The 17585-nt window shown below is 57.2% G+C and carries 15 protein-coding genes; 10 read left to right on the top strand and 5 right to left on the bottom strand.

Features of this window, described 5'->3' with window-relative positions:
- Nucleotides 1-21 precede the first annotated feature (21 nt).
- From RUM8411_RS01935 to RUM8411_RS22420, 3 genes are all read left to right on the top strand, one after another.
- Nucleotides 22-3036 (top strand): sarcosine oxidase subunit alpha family protein, encoded by a 3015-nt coding sequence (locus tag RUM8411_RS01935; protein WP_085820932.1) that lies wholly within the window; start codon nt 22-24, stop codon nt 3034-3036.
- Nucleotides 3029-3595, top strand: a complete 567-nt coding sequence (locus RUM8411_RS01930) for a sarcosine oxidase subunit gamma (protein ID WP_085820931.1) — start codon at nt 3029-3031, stop codon at nt 3593-3595. Before RUM8411_RS01935 ends, RUM8411_RS01930 begins: the two co-directional genes overlap by 8 nt.
- 261 nt (nt 3596-3856) lie before the next feature.
- A complete protein-coding gene (locus RUM8411_RS22420) occupies nt 3857-4339 on the top strand; it encodes a hypothetical protein (RefSeq protein ID WP_143534804.1) in 483 nt (160 codons plus the stop codon).
- A gap of 492 nt (nt 4340-4831) precedes the next feature.
- Here the strand turns inward: RUM8411_RS22420 and RUM8411_RS01925 are convergent, their stop codons facing one another.
- A complete protein-coding gene (locus RUM8411_RS01925; RefSeq protein ID WP_085820930.1) occupies nt 4832-5593 on the bottom strand; it encodes an FkbM family methyltransferase in 762 nt (253 codons plus the stop codon).
- Nucleotides 5594-5694: 101 nt separating this feature from the next.
- On the opposite strand from RUM8411_RS01925, the gene RUM8411_RS01920 reads away from it, so the two are divergent.
- On the top strand, nt 5695-6294 hold the full coding sequence (locus RUM8411_RS01920; RefSeq protein WP_085820929.1) for a superoxide dismutase: 600 nt from the start codon (nt 5695-5697) through the stop codon (nt 6292-6294).
- Between the two features lie 4 nt (nt 6295-6298).
- Entirely contained in the window at nt 6299-6394 is a 96-nt protein-coding gene (locus RUM8411_RS23205; RefSeq protein WP_085820928.1) for a twin-arginine translocation signal domain-containing protein, read from the top strand.
- A 65-nt stretch (nt 6395-6459) separates the two neighbouring features.
- On the opposite strand, the gene RUM8411_RS01910 is transcribed toward RUM8411_RS23205, so the two are convergent.
- Entirely contained in the window at nt 6460-6753 is a 294-nt protein-coding gene (locus tag RUM8411_RS01910) for a hypothetical protein (RefSeq protein ID WP_085820927.1), read from the bottom strand.
- A 196-nt stretch (nt 6754-6949) separates the two neighbouring features.
- On the opposite strand from RUM8411_RS01910, the gene RUM8411_RS01905 reads away from it, so the two are divergent.
- Together RUM8411_RS01905 and RUM8411_RS01900 are read left to right on the top strand one after the other, a co-directional pair.
- On the top strand, nt 6950-7393 hold the full coding sequence (locus RUM8411_RS01905) for a hypothetical protein (RefSeq protein ID WP_085820926.1): 444 nt from the start codon (nt 6950-6952) through the stop codon (nt 7391-7393).
- 287 nt (nt 7394-7680) lie between these two features.
- The gene (locus tag RUM8411_RS01900; RefSeq protein ID WP_085821091.1) at nt 7681-8133 is read left to right on the top strand and encodes a host attachment family protein; all 453 of its coding nucleotides are present in this window, start codon (nt 7681-7683) and stop codon (nt 8131-8133) included.
- A 42-nt stretch (nt 8134-8175) separates the two neighbouring features.
- On the opposite strand, the gene RUM8411_RS01895 is transcribed toward RUM8411_RS01900, so the two are convergent.
- Entirely contained in the window at nt 8176-8727 is a 552-nt protein-coding gene (locus tag RUM8411_RS01895; RefSeq protein WP_085820925.1) for an LOG family protein, read from the bottom strand.
- Between the two features lie 126 nt (nt 8728-8853).
- On the opposite strand from RUM8411_RS01895, the gene RUM8411_RS01890 reads away from it, so the two are divergent.
- From RUM8411_RS01890 to RUM8411_RS01880, 3 genes are all read left to right on the top strand, one after another.
- On the top strand, nt 8854-10146 hold the full coding sequence (locus RUM8411_RS01890) for a LysM peptidoglycan-binding domain-containing protein (protein WP_085820924.1): 1293 nt from the start codon (nt 8854-8856) through the stop codon (nt 10144-10146).
- A 78-nt stretch (nt 10147-10224) separates the two neighbouring features.
- The gene (locus RUM8411_RS01885; protein WP_143534803.1) at nt 10225-12030 is read left to right on the top strand and encodes an ABCB family ABC transporter ATP-binding protein/permease; all 1806 of its coding nucleotides are present in this window, start codon (nt 10225-10227) and stop codon (nt 12028-12030) included.
- A gap of 55 nt (nt 12031-12085) precedes the next feature.
- Nucleotides 12086-12484, top strand: coding sequence for a DUF2147 domain-containing protein (locus RUM8411_RS01880; RefSeq protein ID WP_085820922.1), 399 nt, complete (start codon nt 12086-12088; stop codon nt 12482-12484).
- 39 nt (nt 12485-12523) lie between these two features.
- Here RUM8411_RS01880 and RUM8411_RS01875 read toward each other — a convergent pair whose 3' ends face one another.
- A complete protein-coding gene (locus RUM8411_RS01875) occupies nt 12524-16321 on the bottom strand; it encodes an efflux RND transporter permease subunit (RefSeq protein WP_085820921.1) in 3798 nt (1265 codons plus the stop codon).
- A complete protein-coding gene (locus RUM8411_RS01870) occupies nt 16318-17550 on the bottom strand; it encodes an efflux RND transporter periplasmic adaptor subunit (RefSeq protein WP_085820920.1) in 1233 nt (410 codons plus the stop codon). Before RUM8411_RS01870 ends, RUM8411_RS01875 begins: the two co-directional genes overlap by 4 nt.
- Nucleotides 17551-17585 lie beyond the last annotated feature (35 nt).

Here is a 17585-nt window from a genome sequence, read left to right as displayed (position 1 = left end):
TGCCTGCGAAAGGTCCGCACCATGAGCACCCGTCTCGCAAAACAGGGCCGGCTGATTGACCGGTCGAAACAGGTCACTTTCTCGTTCAACGGCACATCGATGCAGGGATACGAAGGTGACACGCTTGCCTCGGCCCTGCTGGCCAATGATCAGATGATGATGGGCCGGTCGTTCAAGTATCACCGCCCTCGCGGTGTCGTCGCCAGCGGCGCGGAAGAGCCGAACGCTCTGGTCGGGCTGGGGCAGGGTAACCGGTTTGAGCCGAACCAGCGCGCCACCACGACCGAGCTGTTCAATGGTCTGACTTCAATTTCTCAGAACCACTGGCCAAACCTGGAGTTCGACATTGGTGCTGTGAACACCGCGTTTGCGCGGTTCCTGCCGGCCGGTTTTTATTACAAGACGTTCATCCATCCGAAACCGTTCTGGAAACACGTCTATGAGCCGTTCATCCGACAGTCCGCCGGTCTGGGCAAAGCGCCCGACAAGGACAACCGCGATGCGGACACGTATGAACACTTCTATACCTTCACCGATATTCTGGTGATCGGCGGCGGTGTGGCTGGTTTGCAGGCTGCAAAAGCGGCGGCGCAATCCGGTGCCAAGGTCATGTTGGTTGAGCAGACTGCACATTGGGGCGGTCGCGCTCCGGTTGATGGCGGCACGATCAATGGCGGGTCTGTGGATAAGTTCGTGGAGCAATTGGTTTCCGAACTCGAAACAATGGACAATGTTACGATGCGATTGCGCTGCATGGGAGCGGGGGTCTATGACCACGGCTATGTGCTGGGATATGAGCGTCTGACCGACCACACTCCGGGCAAACATGGCCCGCGCCATCGCCTGTGGCGCATCCGCGCCAAGCAGGTCGTGACAGCCACCGGCGCGATCGAACGCCCGCTGTCCTTTGCGGGCAATGACGTGCCGGGCGTGATGCTGGCCTCGGCTATGCGCGACTATGTGGTCAATTGGGGCGTGACCCCGGGTGAGCGAGTCATCGTAGCCACCAACAATGACGACGCCTATCGCACGGCCATCACCCTGAAACAGGCGGGTGTGGATGTTTTGCGCGTGGTTGACGCGCGCGACACGGCTGGTCCCCTGGCCGAGGAGGCGCGCCAGCTTGGTATCCGTGTTGATCCCGGCAAGGCCATCGCCAAGGTTAAGGGGGGCAAGCGGGTCAAGAAGGTTGCTATCTGCAATCAGGAAGGCATCGGGGGTGCTCGCGAAGAGGTTGAGTGCGACGCGGTTGCCATGTCAGGTGGCTGGTCTCCGGTTGTGCATATGTGGTCCCATTGTGGCGGCAAGCTGATCTGGGATGAAACCCAGGCCCATTTCCGTCCCGATCACTCGCGCCCGCCGCTGGGCGCGGACGGCGCAGGGTTTGTTGTGGCGGCTGGTGCCTCGAACGGCCCTCTGGCGCTGGGCGATGTGCTGACCGACGCGCAAGCAGCCGGCAAGGCTGCGGCCAAGGCTGCGGGTTTCAAGCCAAAAAATACCAAGGCACCTGTGGGTGAGACCACGGCCGAGGCTCCGATGGCGGCTGTCTGGCTTATGCCCGCCAATGCCGAAATTCAGTTGCGGATGAAATCCTGGCTGGACTTCCAGAACGACGTCAAAGTGTCCGATGTTCAGTTGGCTGCGCGTGAAGGCTATGAAAGTGTTGAACATACCAAGCGGTATACCACGCTGGGTATGGCAACAGACCAGGGTAAATTAAGTAATATAAATGGCTTAGCGATCCTTGCTGATGCGTTGGATTCAGAGATTCCCAAGGTGGGTACGACCACTTTCCGCCCGCCTTACACGCCGATCTCGCTGGCATCCATTGGCGGTGAGGCGCGTGGTGAGGTGTTCCAGCCAATCCGTCAAACCCCGTTGCATGACTGGCACGACAGGAACGGTGCCGATTGGGAGCCGGTCGGTCATTGGCGCCGGACATACGCCTATGTCCGCCCCGGTGAATCGGTGCATGACGCGGTCAATCGCGAGGTCAAGAACACCCGTGAAAACCTCGGACTTCTAGACGCCTCAACGCTGGGCAAACTGATTGTGAAGGGTCCGGATGCAGGCAAGTTCCTGGACATGATGTACACCAACATGATGTCCACGCTGAAGGTCGGCAAATGCCGCTATGGCCTGATGTGTTCGGAAAACGGCTTTCTGATCGACGACGGCGTTGTTGCCCGTATCGACGAAGATACTTGGCTGTGCCACACAACTACGGGTGGAGCAGAGCGCATCCATTCCCATATGGAAGAATGGCTGCAGACGGAATGGTGGGACTGGAAAGTCTATGTCGCCAACGTGACCGAGCAATACGCGCAAGTCGCCGTGGTCGGCCCCAACGCCCGCAATGTGTTAGAGAAGCTGGGCGGCTTGGATGTCAGCAAGGACGCGCTGCCGTTCATGGAATGGCGCGACGGTCAGATCGGCGGTTTCGACTGCCGCGCCTACCGCATCTCGTTCTCGGGTGAGCTGTCTTATGAGATCGCAGTGCCTGCGTCTCAGGGTCAGGCGTTCTGGGATGCTTTGATGGAGGCCGGAAAAGAGTTCCGCGTCATGCCCTACGGTACAGAATGTCTGCATATCTTGCGGGCGGAAAAGGGCTTTATCATGATCGGGGATGAGACCGACGGCACCGTGATCCCGCAAGATCTGGGGCTGCATTGGGCGCTTTCGAAAAAGAAAGAGGACTATCTGGGCAAGCGTGCCCATTCGCGCAGTCACATGTCCGATCCCGAGCGCTGGAAACTGGTCGGGCTTGAGACTGTGGATGGTTCTGTCATTCCCGACGGGGCTTACGCAGTGGGCGAGGGCGTCAACGCCAACGGTCAGCGCAACATGATCGGGCGCGTGACCTCGACCTATTACTCGGCTAATCTGGGCAAGGGCATCGCTATGGGGCTGATCAAGCACGGTCTGGACCGCATGGGTGAGATTGTCGAGTTCCCAGGCACCGACGGCAAATCCTACAAAGCAAAGATCGTGGACCCGGTCTTTTTCGACAAGGACGGGGAGAAGCAGAATGTCTGAACCCATCAGTGCACTGAACCACGTAAGCTTTGACGGCATCGCCAAGGTTGAAGAGATCGGTCTGCAAGGGATGATCACCCTGCGCGGAGATTTGTCGGACAAGGTTCTGGCCAAGGCGGTCAAGGACGCCACCGGGCAGAAAGTCCCCGTCCAGCGTGAGGCTTTGGTCAACGGGGATACCGGCGTTGTCTGGATGTCGACCGACGAATTGCTGGTGCTGGTGCCTTACCAAGAGGTTGAGACCAGACTGGCGGCAATGGCCAATGCCCTTAGCGGGACTCATGCGTTGGCCGTCAACGTCTCGGACGCGCGGGCGGTGTTCCGGATCTCAGGCGCCAGCGCGCGCGAGGTTCTGGGCAAACTGGCCCCGGTTGATCTGTCGCCAGAGGCATTCCAGCCCGGTCAAATCCGCCGCTCGCGTCTGGCGCAGGTTGCCGGGGCGTTCTGGATGGATGATGGGGAAACCTTGCGCGTTGTCTGTTTCCGTTCGGCTGCGGATTACGTGTTCAAACTGCTGAAAATCGCAGCCCAGCCGGGCAGTGAGGTTGGGGTTTACTGACCTAAGTCTGTTTGCCGACAACTAGAAGGCCGTCCGCATAGCCGGGCGGCCTGTTTGCAGTGTGTGTCATGTTGCCCACAGTAGGAAAAACCCGGACCCATTTTCCTCGGCGTCGTGTTTGTGCGAGGCACGTAAGCTTCTTATTGAGACATAAGAGCGCATAGGCAGAAATTCTCCTGCTTTACTTCCTCGTAGCGTGTACGTGGCAAAGGAAAGCCGTTACGTGCTGAAACCGTCATAAATCTGGAGAAGAGTAGAGTTTTGACCATTAAAAAAGTGCTGGCGGCAGGTTTGGCCGCTCTGATAATTACACCTCAAATCGCCGTTTCTGAAACTTATAAAGAAAGTTTCGAGTGTAAATTTGGACCTGGCCTTGTGAATCGCCCTACACCAACACGCGTGGTGTTCTCAGTGGATGAGTTTGGCCGTTCTGCTCTTTTGCATAGGGTTGATATCCCGAAAATCGACACGGGTGTTGGACCTGCTCGGATTAAGCGGGACACACCTAAGGTGTTGTCAATTGCTTGGGTGGGCCAAAACTATGTGTATTCCGCAAGTGGACGCACTTATGCAACAAATGAGTCGCGGTATGACGCTATTGATCTGCTCGATCTAGAGTTTTCGGTGATGTTGAATAGATCAACACTGAAAGCTACCGCCAAGTCAGCGACTTCTATTGCCTATGCTCCGCGAGACGGTTTCGCAAAGGGCGCATGTAAACCTATCACAACCCCGAATTCCTGATTGAGAGGACTAGTTTTGAAACTAATATCTTTAGCCATAGCCGTAGGGTTATGTGCAACGGCGGTACGGGCAGACGTCGTGAACTATGAGTGCGAACTTCACAGCATGGAATCGCGAGGATGGATTCCACCCAAAATGTTCATGAGTGTGGATGCTGCAAGCAAGAAGGCTCGGGTCTATGACGGGGCTATCCGTTCTTCGAATGAACTTGCTGGTCGCCCCGATGAAAAGCCTGCTGATGCAAAGTTCAAAGTGACGCGTAAAAGCCGATACCAGATGTCCTGGCGTGTTAGGCTGAGAGCCAATTCATCGCGCCGGTACAGAATTGCATACACGGCAACTCTGGACCCCCAAACCAATGCCTTCAAGGTGTCCGCTAGTTTCCCACAGGCCAATGTGACAAACCGTCCAAGCGGTGTCGGTGCATGCAAGCCTGTCTCGTCGCCAACCTTGTTTTAAGATGCAAGCTGGCTGGGTGGCCTTTCGGGTCACTCAGCCGGTCAGCAAAAACGTCTGAAACCCTTCAATCGCCGGGGTCTTCGTAAGACTATGCATTCCTTCGTCGGCACCAGTACTTGTTTGGCAGGACTGGTAAAAGGAAAGAAGACTAGCAAGCTCAGTCATGCGGTTTAACCGCTCATTTTCACTGATAAGCGGCGCATGGGTGGACAGGTACAATGCCGGACGGTGCTTTCTCAGAAACGGAATGAGTGTCGGCAACACGGCATATTCAGCCCCCTCGATATCCATCTTGACCAGTGACACGCGAGACAGGTCATTCACCGCCTCAAACTGATCCCACGCGATGGTCAGCGCATCTGTCCCGTGTACGCCGTCATGCAGCAGAGAGCTGGTGGAATCGCCCGGCTCCCCGCGGACCGACGCCATGCGGGCCACTCCGAATTGGTCTGACAGCGCCACACCAAAAGCCGAGACGTTGCGGATATCGTTCAGGTCCAGGTTCCACGCCAGATGGCGGAATGCGGTGGGGTCGGGTTCAAAGCACCAGACGTGACGCGCCTTACGGGCGCCGTACAGAACCGTTGGGCCGATCCATGCTCCAATATCAAGGTAATCGCGATCCGGCGACAGGAACTGGTCGAGCACAGCAAAGGTTTCCGGCTCCCACACGCCAGCGGAGGCTTTGCGCCAGAACTTGGAATGATAGGGATCCAGGCGGAATGGTTCGCCGTTCAGGTGCCCGGCATAGTATCCGCGAGCGCGGTAAAACATCTTGCGCGCCTGTGTCAGCATCGCGGACCTCCGGGTTTTGTGATCTCTGCCCTTGACCTACGGCCCTTGCCACAGCATTTAACCTGTGGAACCGCAACAATCATTTTCAACAGGGGGCCGAGATGGCTTTTGAACTTCCTGATCTTCCTTATGCACATGACGCGCTGGCAGCCAAGGGCATGTCCGCGGAAACATTGGAATATCACCACGATCTGCACCACAAGGCCTATGTCGACAATGGCAACAAGCTGATCGCCGGCACCGAATGGGACGGCAAGTCGCTGGAAGAAATCATCACCGGCACTTATGATGCGAATGCTGTCGCGCAAAACGGTATCTTCAACAACATCAGCCAGTTGTGGAACCACAACCAGTTCTGGGAAATGATGGGCCCCGGCGGCGCTGCCATGCCCGGTGAGTTGGAAAAAGCTCTGACCGAGAGCTTTGGCTCGGTTGACGAATTCAAGTCGCAGTTCAGCGCTGCAGGTGCCGGTCAGTTCGGCTCGGGCTGGGCTTGGCTGGTCAAGAACACTGATGGCTCGCTGGCCGTGACCAAGACCGAGAACGGCGTGAACCCGCTGTGCTTTGGTCAGACCGCGCTGCTGGGTTGCGACGTGTGGGAGCATTCGTACTACATCGATTTCCGCAACAAGCGTCCGGCGTACCTGTCGAACTTCCTCGACAATCTGGTGAACTGGGAAAACGTCGCATCGCGGATGTAATCCATTGACCCGAAGAGGGTTCATCAAGGGTCTGCTGGCGGTGACGCTGGCAGGCCTTTTCTGTTTGGGGTGGCTGTTTCTGGTATCGGCTTCGCGTTAGCAACCGACATCGAATGACTGCTTGGAGCCCTGAGCTATGGTTGCTCCGCTATACACCAATGGCAGCTATTGAGGAATGAACTCCAACCAACCTGCCGAGCCAGCGACAAACAAAAAACCAAGAAGCAGCGCTAACGCGACTACCCAATGGATGAACGTTTTCCACCGCTTTCCTTCCTTGGGGAACCAATTGAACTTACGCAGCCAACCCAGAATTAGGTCCATGAACATGAGTACGAACATGAAATGGCGAAAAAACAGGTAGATGAACAACACTCCGAGGATAACTCCGGCGACCGCGTTGGTCGGAACAATCTCCCAACTGTTTCCATTGGTCGAAGTGGTTATAGTTCTTTCCATCTTTTCCTTGCCTTTCGGGTCGCATCACTGACTATTCAAAAATCACATGAAAGCAATCGGATAGCGAAGTCGGACTTTTGAAAGCGGTATTTCTCTCCTGTTTCAGTGAAAGTCGGCTGCGAGCCCAAGGTGACAGTTTGACTAAACGATTGCTATGTCTCAAATTCTAGTAAGTTCGTTCTGAGAGGAAATTGCATTGTCGGACAGGAAATCGGATCAATTGAATGAGAAGATTGATGGTTTCGCCGAGAAGTACAAGTTTTGGCTTGTTATCCCGTTAGTGATTTCCAGCCTGATAGCATTCAAGAACTTGTATGTTGGGTTTGGTTTCCTGTTGTTCTTCGTTTTTATTTGGCTCTTTATTTGGGCAATTGAAAAAATACTGAACACCTTTAGTAGGTTGCTGCCAAAATCGCTAACTCAAGACCAACACAAAGCAATTGGTGAAGCAGGTGCCGCAACTCTGTTTTTGGGTGGATTTGCCATCATCGGGATTGTTCTGCGCAACGACAACTTTGTATCAGATTGGTTGCAGGGAAAGATGCCGGGCGAGATGAGCCTGGGATTCATCGATCCAGCATTTGCTGCAGTCGTTCTTCTATGTATTTGGGCATACACAGGATACCGCGTCAGCCGCTGAATTTAAGTCCGCTCTGTCCCGCATAACAGACTTTAGGCAAAAGCCCTTCGACAATGCTGAAGCGCCCCGGTGCCATCACCACTGGAGAAATCCTGCCGATGCGTCAACTTTCGAATTGAGACCTATTGTACCCCGCCCCGCAGTGCATAGCTAAGATGGGCGGAGGGAGAGAGCCGCAAACCACTAAGAAAACCGTCAGGCAACGCGCTGAATGACCTCGGCGCGTCTCGGGTGAGCTGTGCCTGATGGATGAGGGAAAGTCATACAAACCATAACAGGAGATCATGATGGTCGCACTTGCACAGGGAACATGGGTTGTCATAGCTGACGGGGAAAAGGCGTTGTTGATGGAGAATATCACCGACGCAGAGGACCCCAATCTGGTGGTCGTTTCGGTTGAGCAGAACGACGTGCCTAGCAACAAACCCTCGGATCGGGCGGGCCGCCGTCCGGATACAGGGCCCAACCAGAAATCGGCAGTCGAAGAAGCCAAATGGAAAACCCATGCGAAATCTCTGTTCGTGCAGGACCTGGCCAATCTGCTGAACCGCAAAGGTCTGAAGGGCGCGTATAAGCGGCTGGTTCTGGTCGCCAGTCCTCATGTGCTCGGGTTGCTGCGCAGACGGCTGCACAGCGAAGTGCTGAGCAAGGTAGTCGCCGAGGTTGATAAAACACTGACCAACCATCCGCTTCACAAGGTAGAACAGATACTGACAAGCCGTCTTAAGCCAGCGGTTTAAGAGATCACCAGACAGCGGGTGGGTTACTGCACCCGCTGCCTTTCAGTTCAGGACCTGACGCAAGGCTGCCATTGCAGTCTCAGGATCATCAACCCAGGTGATGAAGTCCGCCAGCGAAGTGTCTGCAAACCCGTGACCGATGACCTGCTGCACCAGTTCGCGCAACGGGTCCCAATATCCGTCCACATTCATGACCAGAATGGGTTTGTCATGCAGGCCAAGTTGCCGCCATGTCAGCGCTTCGAACAGCTCATCCAGTGATCCCGGGCCGCCCGGCAGGACCACTACTGCATCCGCGTTCATGATCATGACCTTCTTACGCTCGTGCATCGTCTCGGTGACCACGAAACGCGTCAGGTCTGTCTTGCCGACCTCGCGCTCCAACAGATGTACCGGGATAACGCCAAACGTGTCGCCTCCGGCCGCTTGGGCGGCGCGCGCAACCTCGCCCATCAGCCCCACATCACCGGCACCGTAAACAAGGCGCCAGCCTTCTTGCGCCAGCAACTGGCCAAATCTGTGGGCAGCTTGGGAATATGCGGAATTTGCACCATTGCGTGACCCGCAATACACACACACCGATGTCTGAGACACAATAGGGCTCCTCCGGGCTTGTATCTGGGCTTTTGACCCCTGATAGCGGGATTGATAGATTGGCTCAACCGTCAGGCAGAATGTGTTATAGCCAAAGCACTTGCGCTGCGGAGTGAAAGGAAGCACATGAACGCCGAGTCGGGAAGCGAAAGCTCTGGCATCTCCACCTGGTGGGTGATCGCGGGTGTTGTGATTATCGCAGGAGCTGGTGGGTTGTACTTGTCCGGCATCCTTGAAAGTGATCCGCAAGAGGCCGCACCGCAAGCGGATACCGCCACACCAACCGCATCGGATAGTGCTGAGACCACAACACCGGCCAACACAGTCGAGGCCAGTGAACCTGCGCCTGAAACGGGGTCCGATACCCCAGAGGTCGCAGTAGCCGAAGCGCCAACCAATCAGCAGGACACGTCGCCAGAAGACGTGGCGCAGGCAGCCGCACCCACGCTGGATCAGATATTTGTCGAACCGGATGGCAACGTGGTTCTGTCCGGCAATGCCGAACCAGGATCCGATGTGCGAGTGTTGCTGGACGGAGAGCAGGTACATAGTTTCACCGTCGACCCCAGCGGTCAGTTCGCCGAATTCGTATCGATCCCGTTCTCTGAGAATGCGCGTGGCTTAACTCTTGAGACCAGCGGTGATCAACCATTGCAGTCGGACGACTATCTGATCGCCGCATTGCCTGAACCCGCGCCCGCAGATGAATCTGTCTCGACCACTGATACGGCAGAGGCCGCGCCTGTCCCCAACAACCCTTCGCAGACAGAGAGCGCTGAGACGGCCCTACAGGCGACCGCGGACGATACCGAACAAGTGGCTGAGGCCGCACCCGAGGAAAGGGCGGAGGACCCACAGGATCAACAGGTGGCCATATTGCGCTCTGGTGAGGACGGGGTGGAACTTGTGCAGGCCCCAACCGTACAATCGCAGGCACCGGAACAGGTTGCGCTGGATACGGTCGGTTACTCCAGCACCGGCGACGTTGAGCTGACAGGCCGGGTTCCGGACGGCTCGGTCGTTCGGTTGTATCTGGACAACCAGCTTGTCGACGACCTGACCCCGACCGATGACGGCAAATGGCGCAGTGAGTTGCAGGGCATCGATCCCGGTATCTATAACTTGCGTGTGGATGAGGTCGCAGCCGATGGCACGGTCGTCAGCCGATTGGAGACCCCGTTCAAGCGCGAGCCTGTCGAGGTTCTGCGTGCTGCTGAAGCGCCCCAGACCACCGGAGAGGAGCCTCAGGCGGCGCCTATCCGCTCGGTTACCGTGCAGGAGGGCGACACCCTCTGGGCGATCTCGCGAGAGCGTTTTGGTGACGGTATCCTCTACGTGAAGCTGTTCGAAGCCAACCGGGATGCGATTCGCGATCCTGATCTGATCTATCCCGGTCAGGTTTTCACGTTCCCCGAATAAACCTTGCCTCTGGCCCTTCCGGGGGCAGGGGGCTATCTCTGACCGCAGACTAGGTACGTGATGAGACGGACAGCCCAGATGCAATCTGACGACATCCCCCAAACCGACGAGCGCAGTTCCGGCTGGCGTACGATCCGTAAAGTCGCTCCGTACTTGTGGCCCGAGGATGAGCCATGGGTAAAGCGTCGTGTAGTTTTAGCCATGTGTATGTTGGTCGTGGCCAAGCTGATCGCGGTCTATACGCCGATCCTGTACAAAGGCGCGGTTGACGGTCTGGCCGGCGAGGGTGTGCCGCCCCTGGCGCTGGGCGCGGTTGGGTTGACTGTGGCCTATGGCGTTGCGCGGATGATGACCGTGGGCTTTCAGCAATTGCGCGATGCGGCCTTTGCGCCGGTCGGTCAGCGCGCGCTGCGCGCTCTGGCGTTGGTGACGTTTCAGCATATCCATCAGCTTTCGATGCGTTATCACGTGACCCGCCGGACCGGTGGCCTGAGCCGCATTATCGAGCGCGGCGTGAAAGGTGTAGAATTCCTGTTGCGGTTCTTGCTGTTTTCCATCGGGCCGCTGATCCTTGAGCTGTTGTTGGTCGCGATCATCCTGATGTGGCTGTTCGATGTCTGGTATCTGGTCGTCGTGGCGGTGACCATCGCCCTGTATATCTGGTTCACCTTTGCCGTGACCGAATGGCGGGTGAAGCTGCGGCGCGAGATGAATGATCAGGACACCGAGGCCAACCAGCGCGCGATAGACAGCTTACTGAACTTTGAAACGGTCAAGTATTTCAACGCAGAAACCCGCGAAGCTGCGCGCTATGATGTGTCGATGAAGGCCTATGCCGGAGCAGCGCTTAAGACTGCCTATTCGCTGGCCTTCCTGAATTTCGGGCAGTCTTTCCTGATCACCTGCGGCCTGATCGGTGTAATGGTTCTGGCGGCGGTGGGGGTGCAGAACGGCACGTTGACCGTTGGCGATTTTGTTATGGTCAACGCCTACATGATCCAGATCACCGTGCCATTGAACTTTCTGGGTACGGTGTACCGTGAAATTCGCCAGTCGCTTGTGGATATGGGTCAGATGTTTGATCTGCTGGAACAACCCGCCGAGGTGACCGACAAGTCCAACGCCGCTGATCTGGCTGTGACCGGGGGTGAGGTGACGCTGGACAACGTCCATTTCGGTTATGATGCAGATCGGGAAATCCTCAAAGGTGTTTCTTTGACGGTTCCGGCGGGACAGACGGTGGCCATCGTTGGTGCCACAGGGTCAGGGAAATCCACCATTGGACGGCTGCTGTTTCGGTTTTATGATGTAACCGCTGGCGCACTGAAGATCGATGGGCAAGACGTGCGGGACGTGACGCAATCCAGCCTGCATGCGGCAATCGGTGTGGTGCCGCAGGACACGGTTCTGTTCAACGACACGATCCGGTACAACATCGCCTATGGCCGCGACGGGGCCACGCAAGAGGATGTCGAAGTTGCCGCCAGGGCTGCGCAGATTCATGACTTCATCGCCACGCTACCCGAAGGTTATGACACCACAGTGGGTGAGCGCGGGTTGAAACTGTCAGGCGGAGAAAAACAACGCGTCGGCATTGCACGTACCTTACTGAAGAACCCGCCGATCCTGCTGCTGGACGAGGCGACCTCGGCGCTGGACACGGATACCGAACAGGACATCAAGGACGCGCTGGCGCGGGCGGGCGAGGGTCGGACCGTTCTGACCATCGCTCACCGCCTCAGCACCATTGCCGAAGCGGATCGTATCGTAGTGCTGGAGCAGGGCGAAATTCTGGAACAGGGCACCCATGATGAGTTGCTGCAGCGTGAAGGCCGCTATGCCCAGCTGTGGAGCCGCCAGCAATCGGATGCGCAAGCTGCCTGAGCGGCGTTGCGGTCAGCCCGTGCTATTCTGACGAACACAAGCGAAAGGTGATGCCATGTCAAAACGCATACACGGCCTTGCGATCGCAGCGGCTTTTGCCCTGCTAATGCCTGCTCTGGCGGCGGCGGATCCCATCGTCGGCGTCTGGAAGACGGAACCGGATCGCAAGAACCTGACCTCTCACATCAAGATCACGGCCTGTGGAAAGAGCTTCTGTGGCCAGATTCAATCTGCTTATGACAGTTCGGGTAAAGAGGTTCAGACCCCCAATATCGGCAAAAAGCTGTTTTGGGATGTGTCCAGCCAGGGGGATGGCGCATACGGAGGCGGTGAGTTCTGGGTGCCGCTGATCAATGTTGATGCGGTGCCGCAAATGACCCTGCAGGGCGATACGCTCAAGGTTAAAGGGTGCGAACATCACCTGTGCGCGCATCAGACCTGGACCCGCCTTTAACGAAAAACGGGGCCGGTGAAGCCCGACCCCGCTTAATATTCATTCCGCAGCTTTCAACGGGGACCCCGGCGGCTGATCCGCGGTCGCGGTACGGTCAGGTTCGGCGGGTTGAAAAGTCGGGTCGTCGCTCCAGACAACCTCGGTCGTTTGGGCCTGTCGCGCAGCCTTACCAATCGCCATGTCCTGCGCAGCAATGCTGGATTTCCCGCCTGTGGCGCGTGCCACAAGCTTGCCCAGCCACACCGCATAGGTTGTCACCCACACCCGTAAGGCCAAGAACGCGGGCGTCAGGATCAGTGTCAGAACCGTTGCAACACCCAACCCGAAGACAACGGCCGTTGCCAGTTGTTTCCACCACAACGCGGTCGGGCTGTCGATGGAATACCCGCCGTTGATAAAGTCAAGAGACAGCCCGAACATCATCGGCGTCAGACCTGCCATTGTGGTCAGGGTGGTCAGCAAAACCGGACGAATGCGCGCCTCGGCCGTGCGGACAATCGCCTCGATCCGAGGCATATAGCGGCTATATTCCTGGTAGGTGTCGATCAGAACAATGTTGTTGTTCACCACGATCCCCGCAAGCGCCACAATCCCTGTCCCGGTCATGATGATCGAGAAGGGCTGTTCCATCAATATCATCCCAAGCAGCACGCCTGTGGACGACAGCACAACGGCCAGCAACACCAGAACCGAATTGTAGAACGAGTTGAACTGCGCCAGCAGGATGACGAACATCAAACCCAGCGCGCCCATGAACGCATTCACAAGGAACGCACCAGATTCTGCTTGATCTTCTTGATCGCCGGTCCATTCCCAGCTGATGGTGTTGCCGAATGGCGTGGTGTTCAACCATTCGGTCAGAACCGCAATCCGTTCGTTCGGATTGATAAGCGAGATCAGCGCGTCGCCGGACGTCATCGCCGTACGCAAGTCATCCACATTGTCGGCGCCGGTCATCAGTACCAGTTCGAAATCGGCACCACCGGGGCCTGTTAGAACCGTGCCTGTCGAGGTGTACCCTTCGGTGACTGCACGCACGACGGCAAGGCGTTGTTCCGTCCCATCCGGGTTGGTAGTCACAACTTTGCTGAGGCCAGGTTCGACATCAGCCTTAACGTCGTAATAACGCTGTTGGTCGACCCTGTTGATCTCGGCCAACTTGGCCACGGGTTGGCGCGTTACGAAGTTCGACAACGGCACCAGCCCGTCCAGCGTGCGTACCTTGAGCGTATCAAGGGTGGACAGAACCCGATCCTGATCGGGAAGGCGCACACGTATCTCGATCTCTTCATCCACGTTGTCGGGCCGCATTTCACCCAGCAATAGGCCGCGTGTGACCAGCTGTACCATCGCGCCTACGGTGGCCACATCCGCGCCAAAGCGGCCTGCCTTGGCCACATCGACGTCGATCTGCCAGTCGATGCCGGGCAGGGGCAGGGTGTCTTCGATCGTAATCAAACCCGGAGTCGTGTCGAACATCTCACGCGTGGTTATGGTGGCTGCTGTCAACTCCTCCCAACTGTCACCTTTGATCCGAAGGTGAACGGGTTTGGCAGAGGCCGGGCCCTGTTCCAGGGGCAGGATCTCAACCACAATGCCGGGCAACGTCGCCAGTTCCGCATTCAACTGGTCCAACACAAAGTCACCATCGTAATCCGGCGCAATGGTCTGACGGTCAAGCAAACCGCCAAGGATCGGTTCCGAGATATTCGGGCGATCCTCCCATGGGATGATCTCGAACTGCACCCGACCAACCGTGTCCGCCGGGGCTTGCGCGCCGCCATTGTTTTGGTCCAATCCGCCTTGTCCGGCAAAGGAAAAGACATTGATCACCGCAGGGTGCGCGCTGATGATCTGCTCGGCGGCCAGCACCATTTCGTCCTTTTCGGTCAGCGATAGGTTGCCGCGCGCACGGACATAGGCCGTGGCCTGTTCCGGCTCGCTTTCGACAAAGAATTCGACACCGCGCGATTCCTGCGGAAACCAAACAAACGCGACGAAGTAAACAAGCCCAAAGACAGTGGCGATTGATACAACCGGCATGATCGGATTGCCGACCAGAAACCTGATTACTACGCCAACAACAGTGTGTTCACGTGCAGAATGGACGTGCTGATCCGGCGCGCGTTCGATTTTTGCAGCACTCAGTGTGACTGACCCGGCAAAGGCCCCGAACAGGAACAGCAAGGCGCCGAATACCACGCCTCCGGATGCGCCTTCCGGCATCAGGTATCCGGGGTTCAGCATCTGCATGGCACCCAGGAAAATCAAATACAAAGACGGGGGTACCATCACCGCCCGCACCCACCACGGGGTACGCCCGCGCAACAAGGTTGAGGTCCGGTCGAACACGCGGCTGAGGCGACCGGATACACCGCCCATCACGGGCAGATAGATCAGCGCCACGATCAGCGAGGCGGACAGCACGAAGATCAGTGTGACGGGCAGCATCCCCATGAACTCACCCGGAACACCGGGCCAGAACAGCATGGGCAGGAAGGCGCACAGCGTGGTGGCTGTCGACGAAACGATGGGCCAGAACATCCGCTGGGCGGCCTCGACATAGGCGTGCATCGGGCCGACGCCATCCTTGATGCGCTTGTCAGCATATTCGACGACCACAATGGCGCCGTCGACCAACATCCCGACGGCCAGGATCAATCCGAACATCACGATGTTGGAAATACTGACCCCCATGACGGCAAGAAACGCAAAGCACAACAGGAACGAGGTCGGGATTGCAAAACCCACCAGCAACGCGGCACGCGTGCCCAATGAGGCCAGCACCACAATCATCACCAGCGCAATAGCGGTCAGTACCGAGCCTTCCAGCTGTCTGACCATCGAGCCGACAATGCGACTTTGGTCATTTGACGTGCCAAGCTCGATTGCGGCCTGCATCTCGGGCGGCCATTTGGCTTTGGCCGCGTCTATGGTCGTTTTGACCTCATCGACCGTGTCGATCAGGTTATAGCCTTTGCGTTTGACCACCTGCAGAGCAACCGTCGGTTCGCCGTTAAAGCGGGCAGTGCCTTCGCGGTCTTCAAAGGTATAGTTGATCTGGGCGAGTTCTCCCAACGTCACGACACGGTCGCCGTTGACCTTGACCGGCAACCCATAGACGTCCTGCGTGGTTTTGAATGACGATGGTATCTTGACCGAGAAGGTGCCTTGTTCAGTTTCGACCTCACCAGCCGCAATCAACTGGTTGTTGTTCTGCACGACCGTGATCAACTCACCTGCGGTGACGTTGTAGGCTTCCAGCCTCAGAGGGTCGATGATGACCTCAAGCAACTCGTCTCGGTTACCAGCGATACCGGCTTCGAGCACCGAATCCATCGCTTCCAGATCGTCCTGCAAGTCTTTGGCCACGCGCGCCATTGTGCGTTCGGGCACTGCGCCGGTCAAATTCACGATGACGATTGGGAATTCAGAAAAGTTGATCTCAGTCAGCGAATATTGCTCGGCACCTTCGGGGAAATCAGCCTGCGCACTGTTCATGGCGTCGCGTACATCCGCCATGATCGCGGTTTTGTCCCAGCCGAAATCGAACTCCAGCGCCACGCCAGCATACCCTTCTGCGGCGGTCGAGGTCATCTCTTTCAGGCCGTCCAGATCCGCCAGTTCGGTTTCCATCGGTTTGACCAGAAGGTTTTCCGAATCCTCGGCAGAGATGCCGGGGAACTGGACGGAAACGAACAGGGCCGGAATCTCAATATCCGGCTCACCTTCTTTGGGAAGGCCAACATAGGCGAACCCGCCGACAATCAGTGAGATCACCACAAAGGCGATAACCATTCGGGCCCGGCCAGCGGCCCAACTGACGATACCGGTCATTGTTGAGCTTCCCTATAGGTTGGCACTACTTTGACGCCTTTGGTGACAAACTCGTGCCCGACGACGATGATGTCGACCTCTTCCGGCAACCCGTCGACCCAGACGCCTTCGGCTGTGTCGCGTAGCAGGCGGATCGGCATAAAATCCACGACATCGCCTTCGCCAACCGTACGGACGCCAACCTGACCTTCGTTGTTCAGGGTCAGGGCAGATTGCGGTAGCATATGTGCTTTTGTGCCCTCGGCCGCGATGCGGATATCGGCGGTTTGGCCGTCACGAATGGCCAGATCGGGGTTCGGGACGGTGATTTCGACTTCGAAGGTGCGGGTGGTTTCATCTGCTGACCGGCTGAGGAAGGTCACCAGACCCGCAACCTGCGGACCTGTGATCAGATGCGCCGAAGCCTCAGAACCAACGACAACCCGGTTGACTTCGGCCTCGGGCACAAACCCAACCAGCTTGATGGGATCCAGTTGAATCACGGTCGCACATAGCGATCCCGGCTGCATCAGGCTGCCCAATTCGGCGGTGTCGCTTTCCAGCAGGCCCTTAAAGGGCGCTTCGATGGTTTGACGCTCGATCTCTCGTTGCGCGGCTTCGACTTCAGCCGATGCGGCTTCGATTCCGGCGCGGGTGGCTTCAAGCCCTGCCTCGGCGGTTTTGATGCCGGCCTCAGCGGACCGCATCGCCGCTTCGCTTGAAATCCTGCGGGTTTCCGACCCGAAACCCGTCTCCGACAGCTTGTTGGCCGCTTTCAGGTTGATCTCGGCTTCGGCAACCAGCGCATGGGCTTCCTCCAGACGGGCCTCGGCCTCGGGGACACGGCTTTTGGCCTCAAGCTTGCCTGCCATCGCTTCGGCCAGACTTGCCGGGCGGGTGCCTGGATCCAGCTCGCACAGCAGGTCGCCCGGTTCGACAAATGTGCCTTTACGCTTGGGTTCCGAGATCACGGTCGAGGTCGTCTCGGCCAGAACCTCAACCTGACGATTGGCCTTGGTCTGACCGCGCAGCAGCACCGCGCTGTCAATTTCCTGTGCAGATGACCTAAGGGCAACTACACCCATAACGGCCTGATCGACGGGATCGTTCCCACCAGATTCTGTAGCAGAGGCGGTATCCGACTCTCCTTCGCCGCGACCCGCGAAGGCGAAAAGGGCGTCTCGTTCAAAGACCAAAAAGAACAGGGCGACAACCACCAAAATCGCATTCACGAATGAAATCAAACGCATACAGAATATCTCCCAAAATTCTTCGCCGACTTTTC

The sequence above is a fragment of the Ruegeria meonggei genome, from assembly GCF_900172215.1.
Taxonomy (GTDB): domain Bacteria; phylum Pseudomonadota; class Alphaproteobacteria; order Rhodobacterales; family Rhodobacteraceae; genus Ruegeria; species Ruegeria meonggei.
The sequence above is the reverse complement of the archived record's forward strand: the minus strand, read 5'-3'. Positions and strand labels throughout refer to the sequence as shown.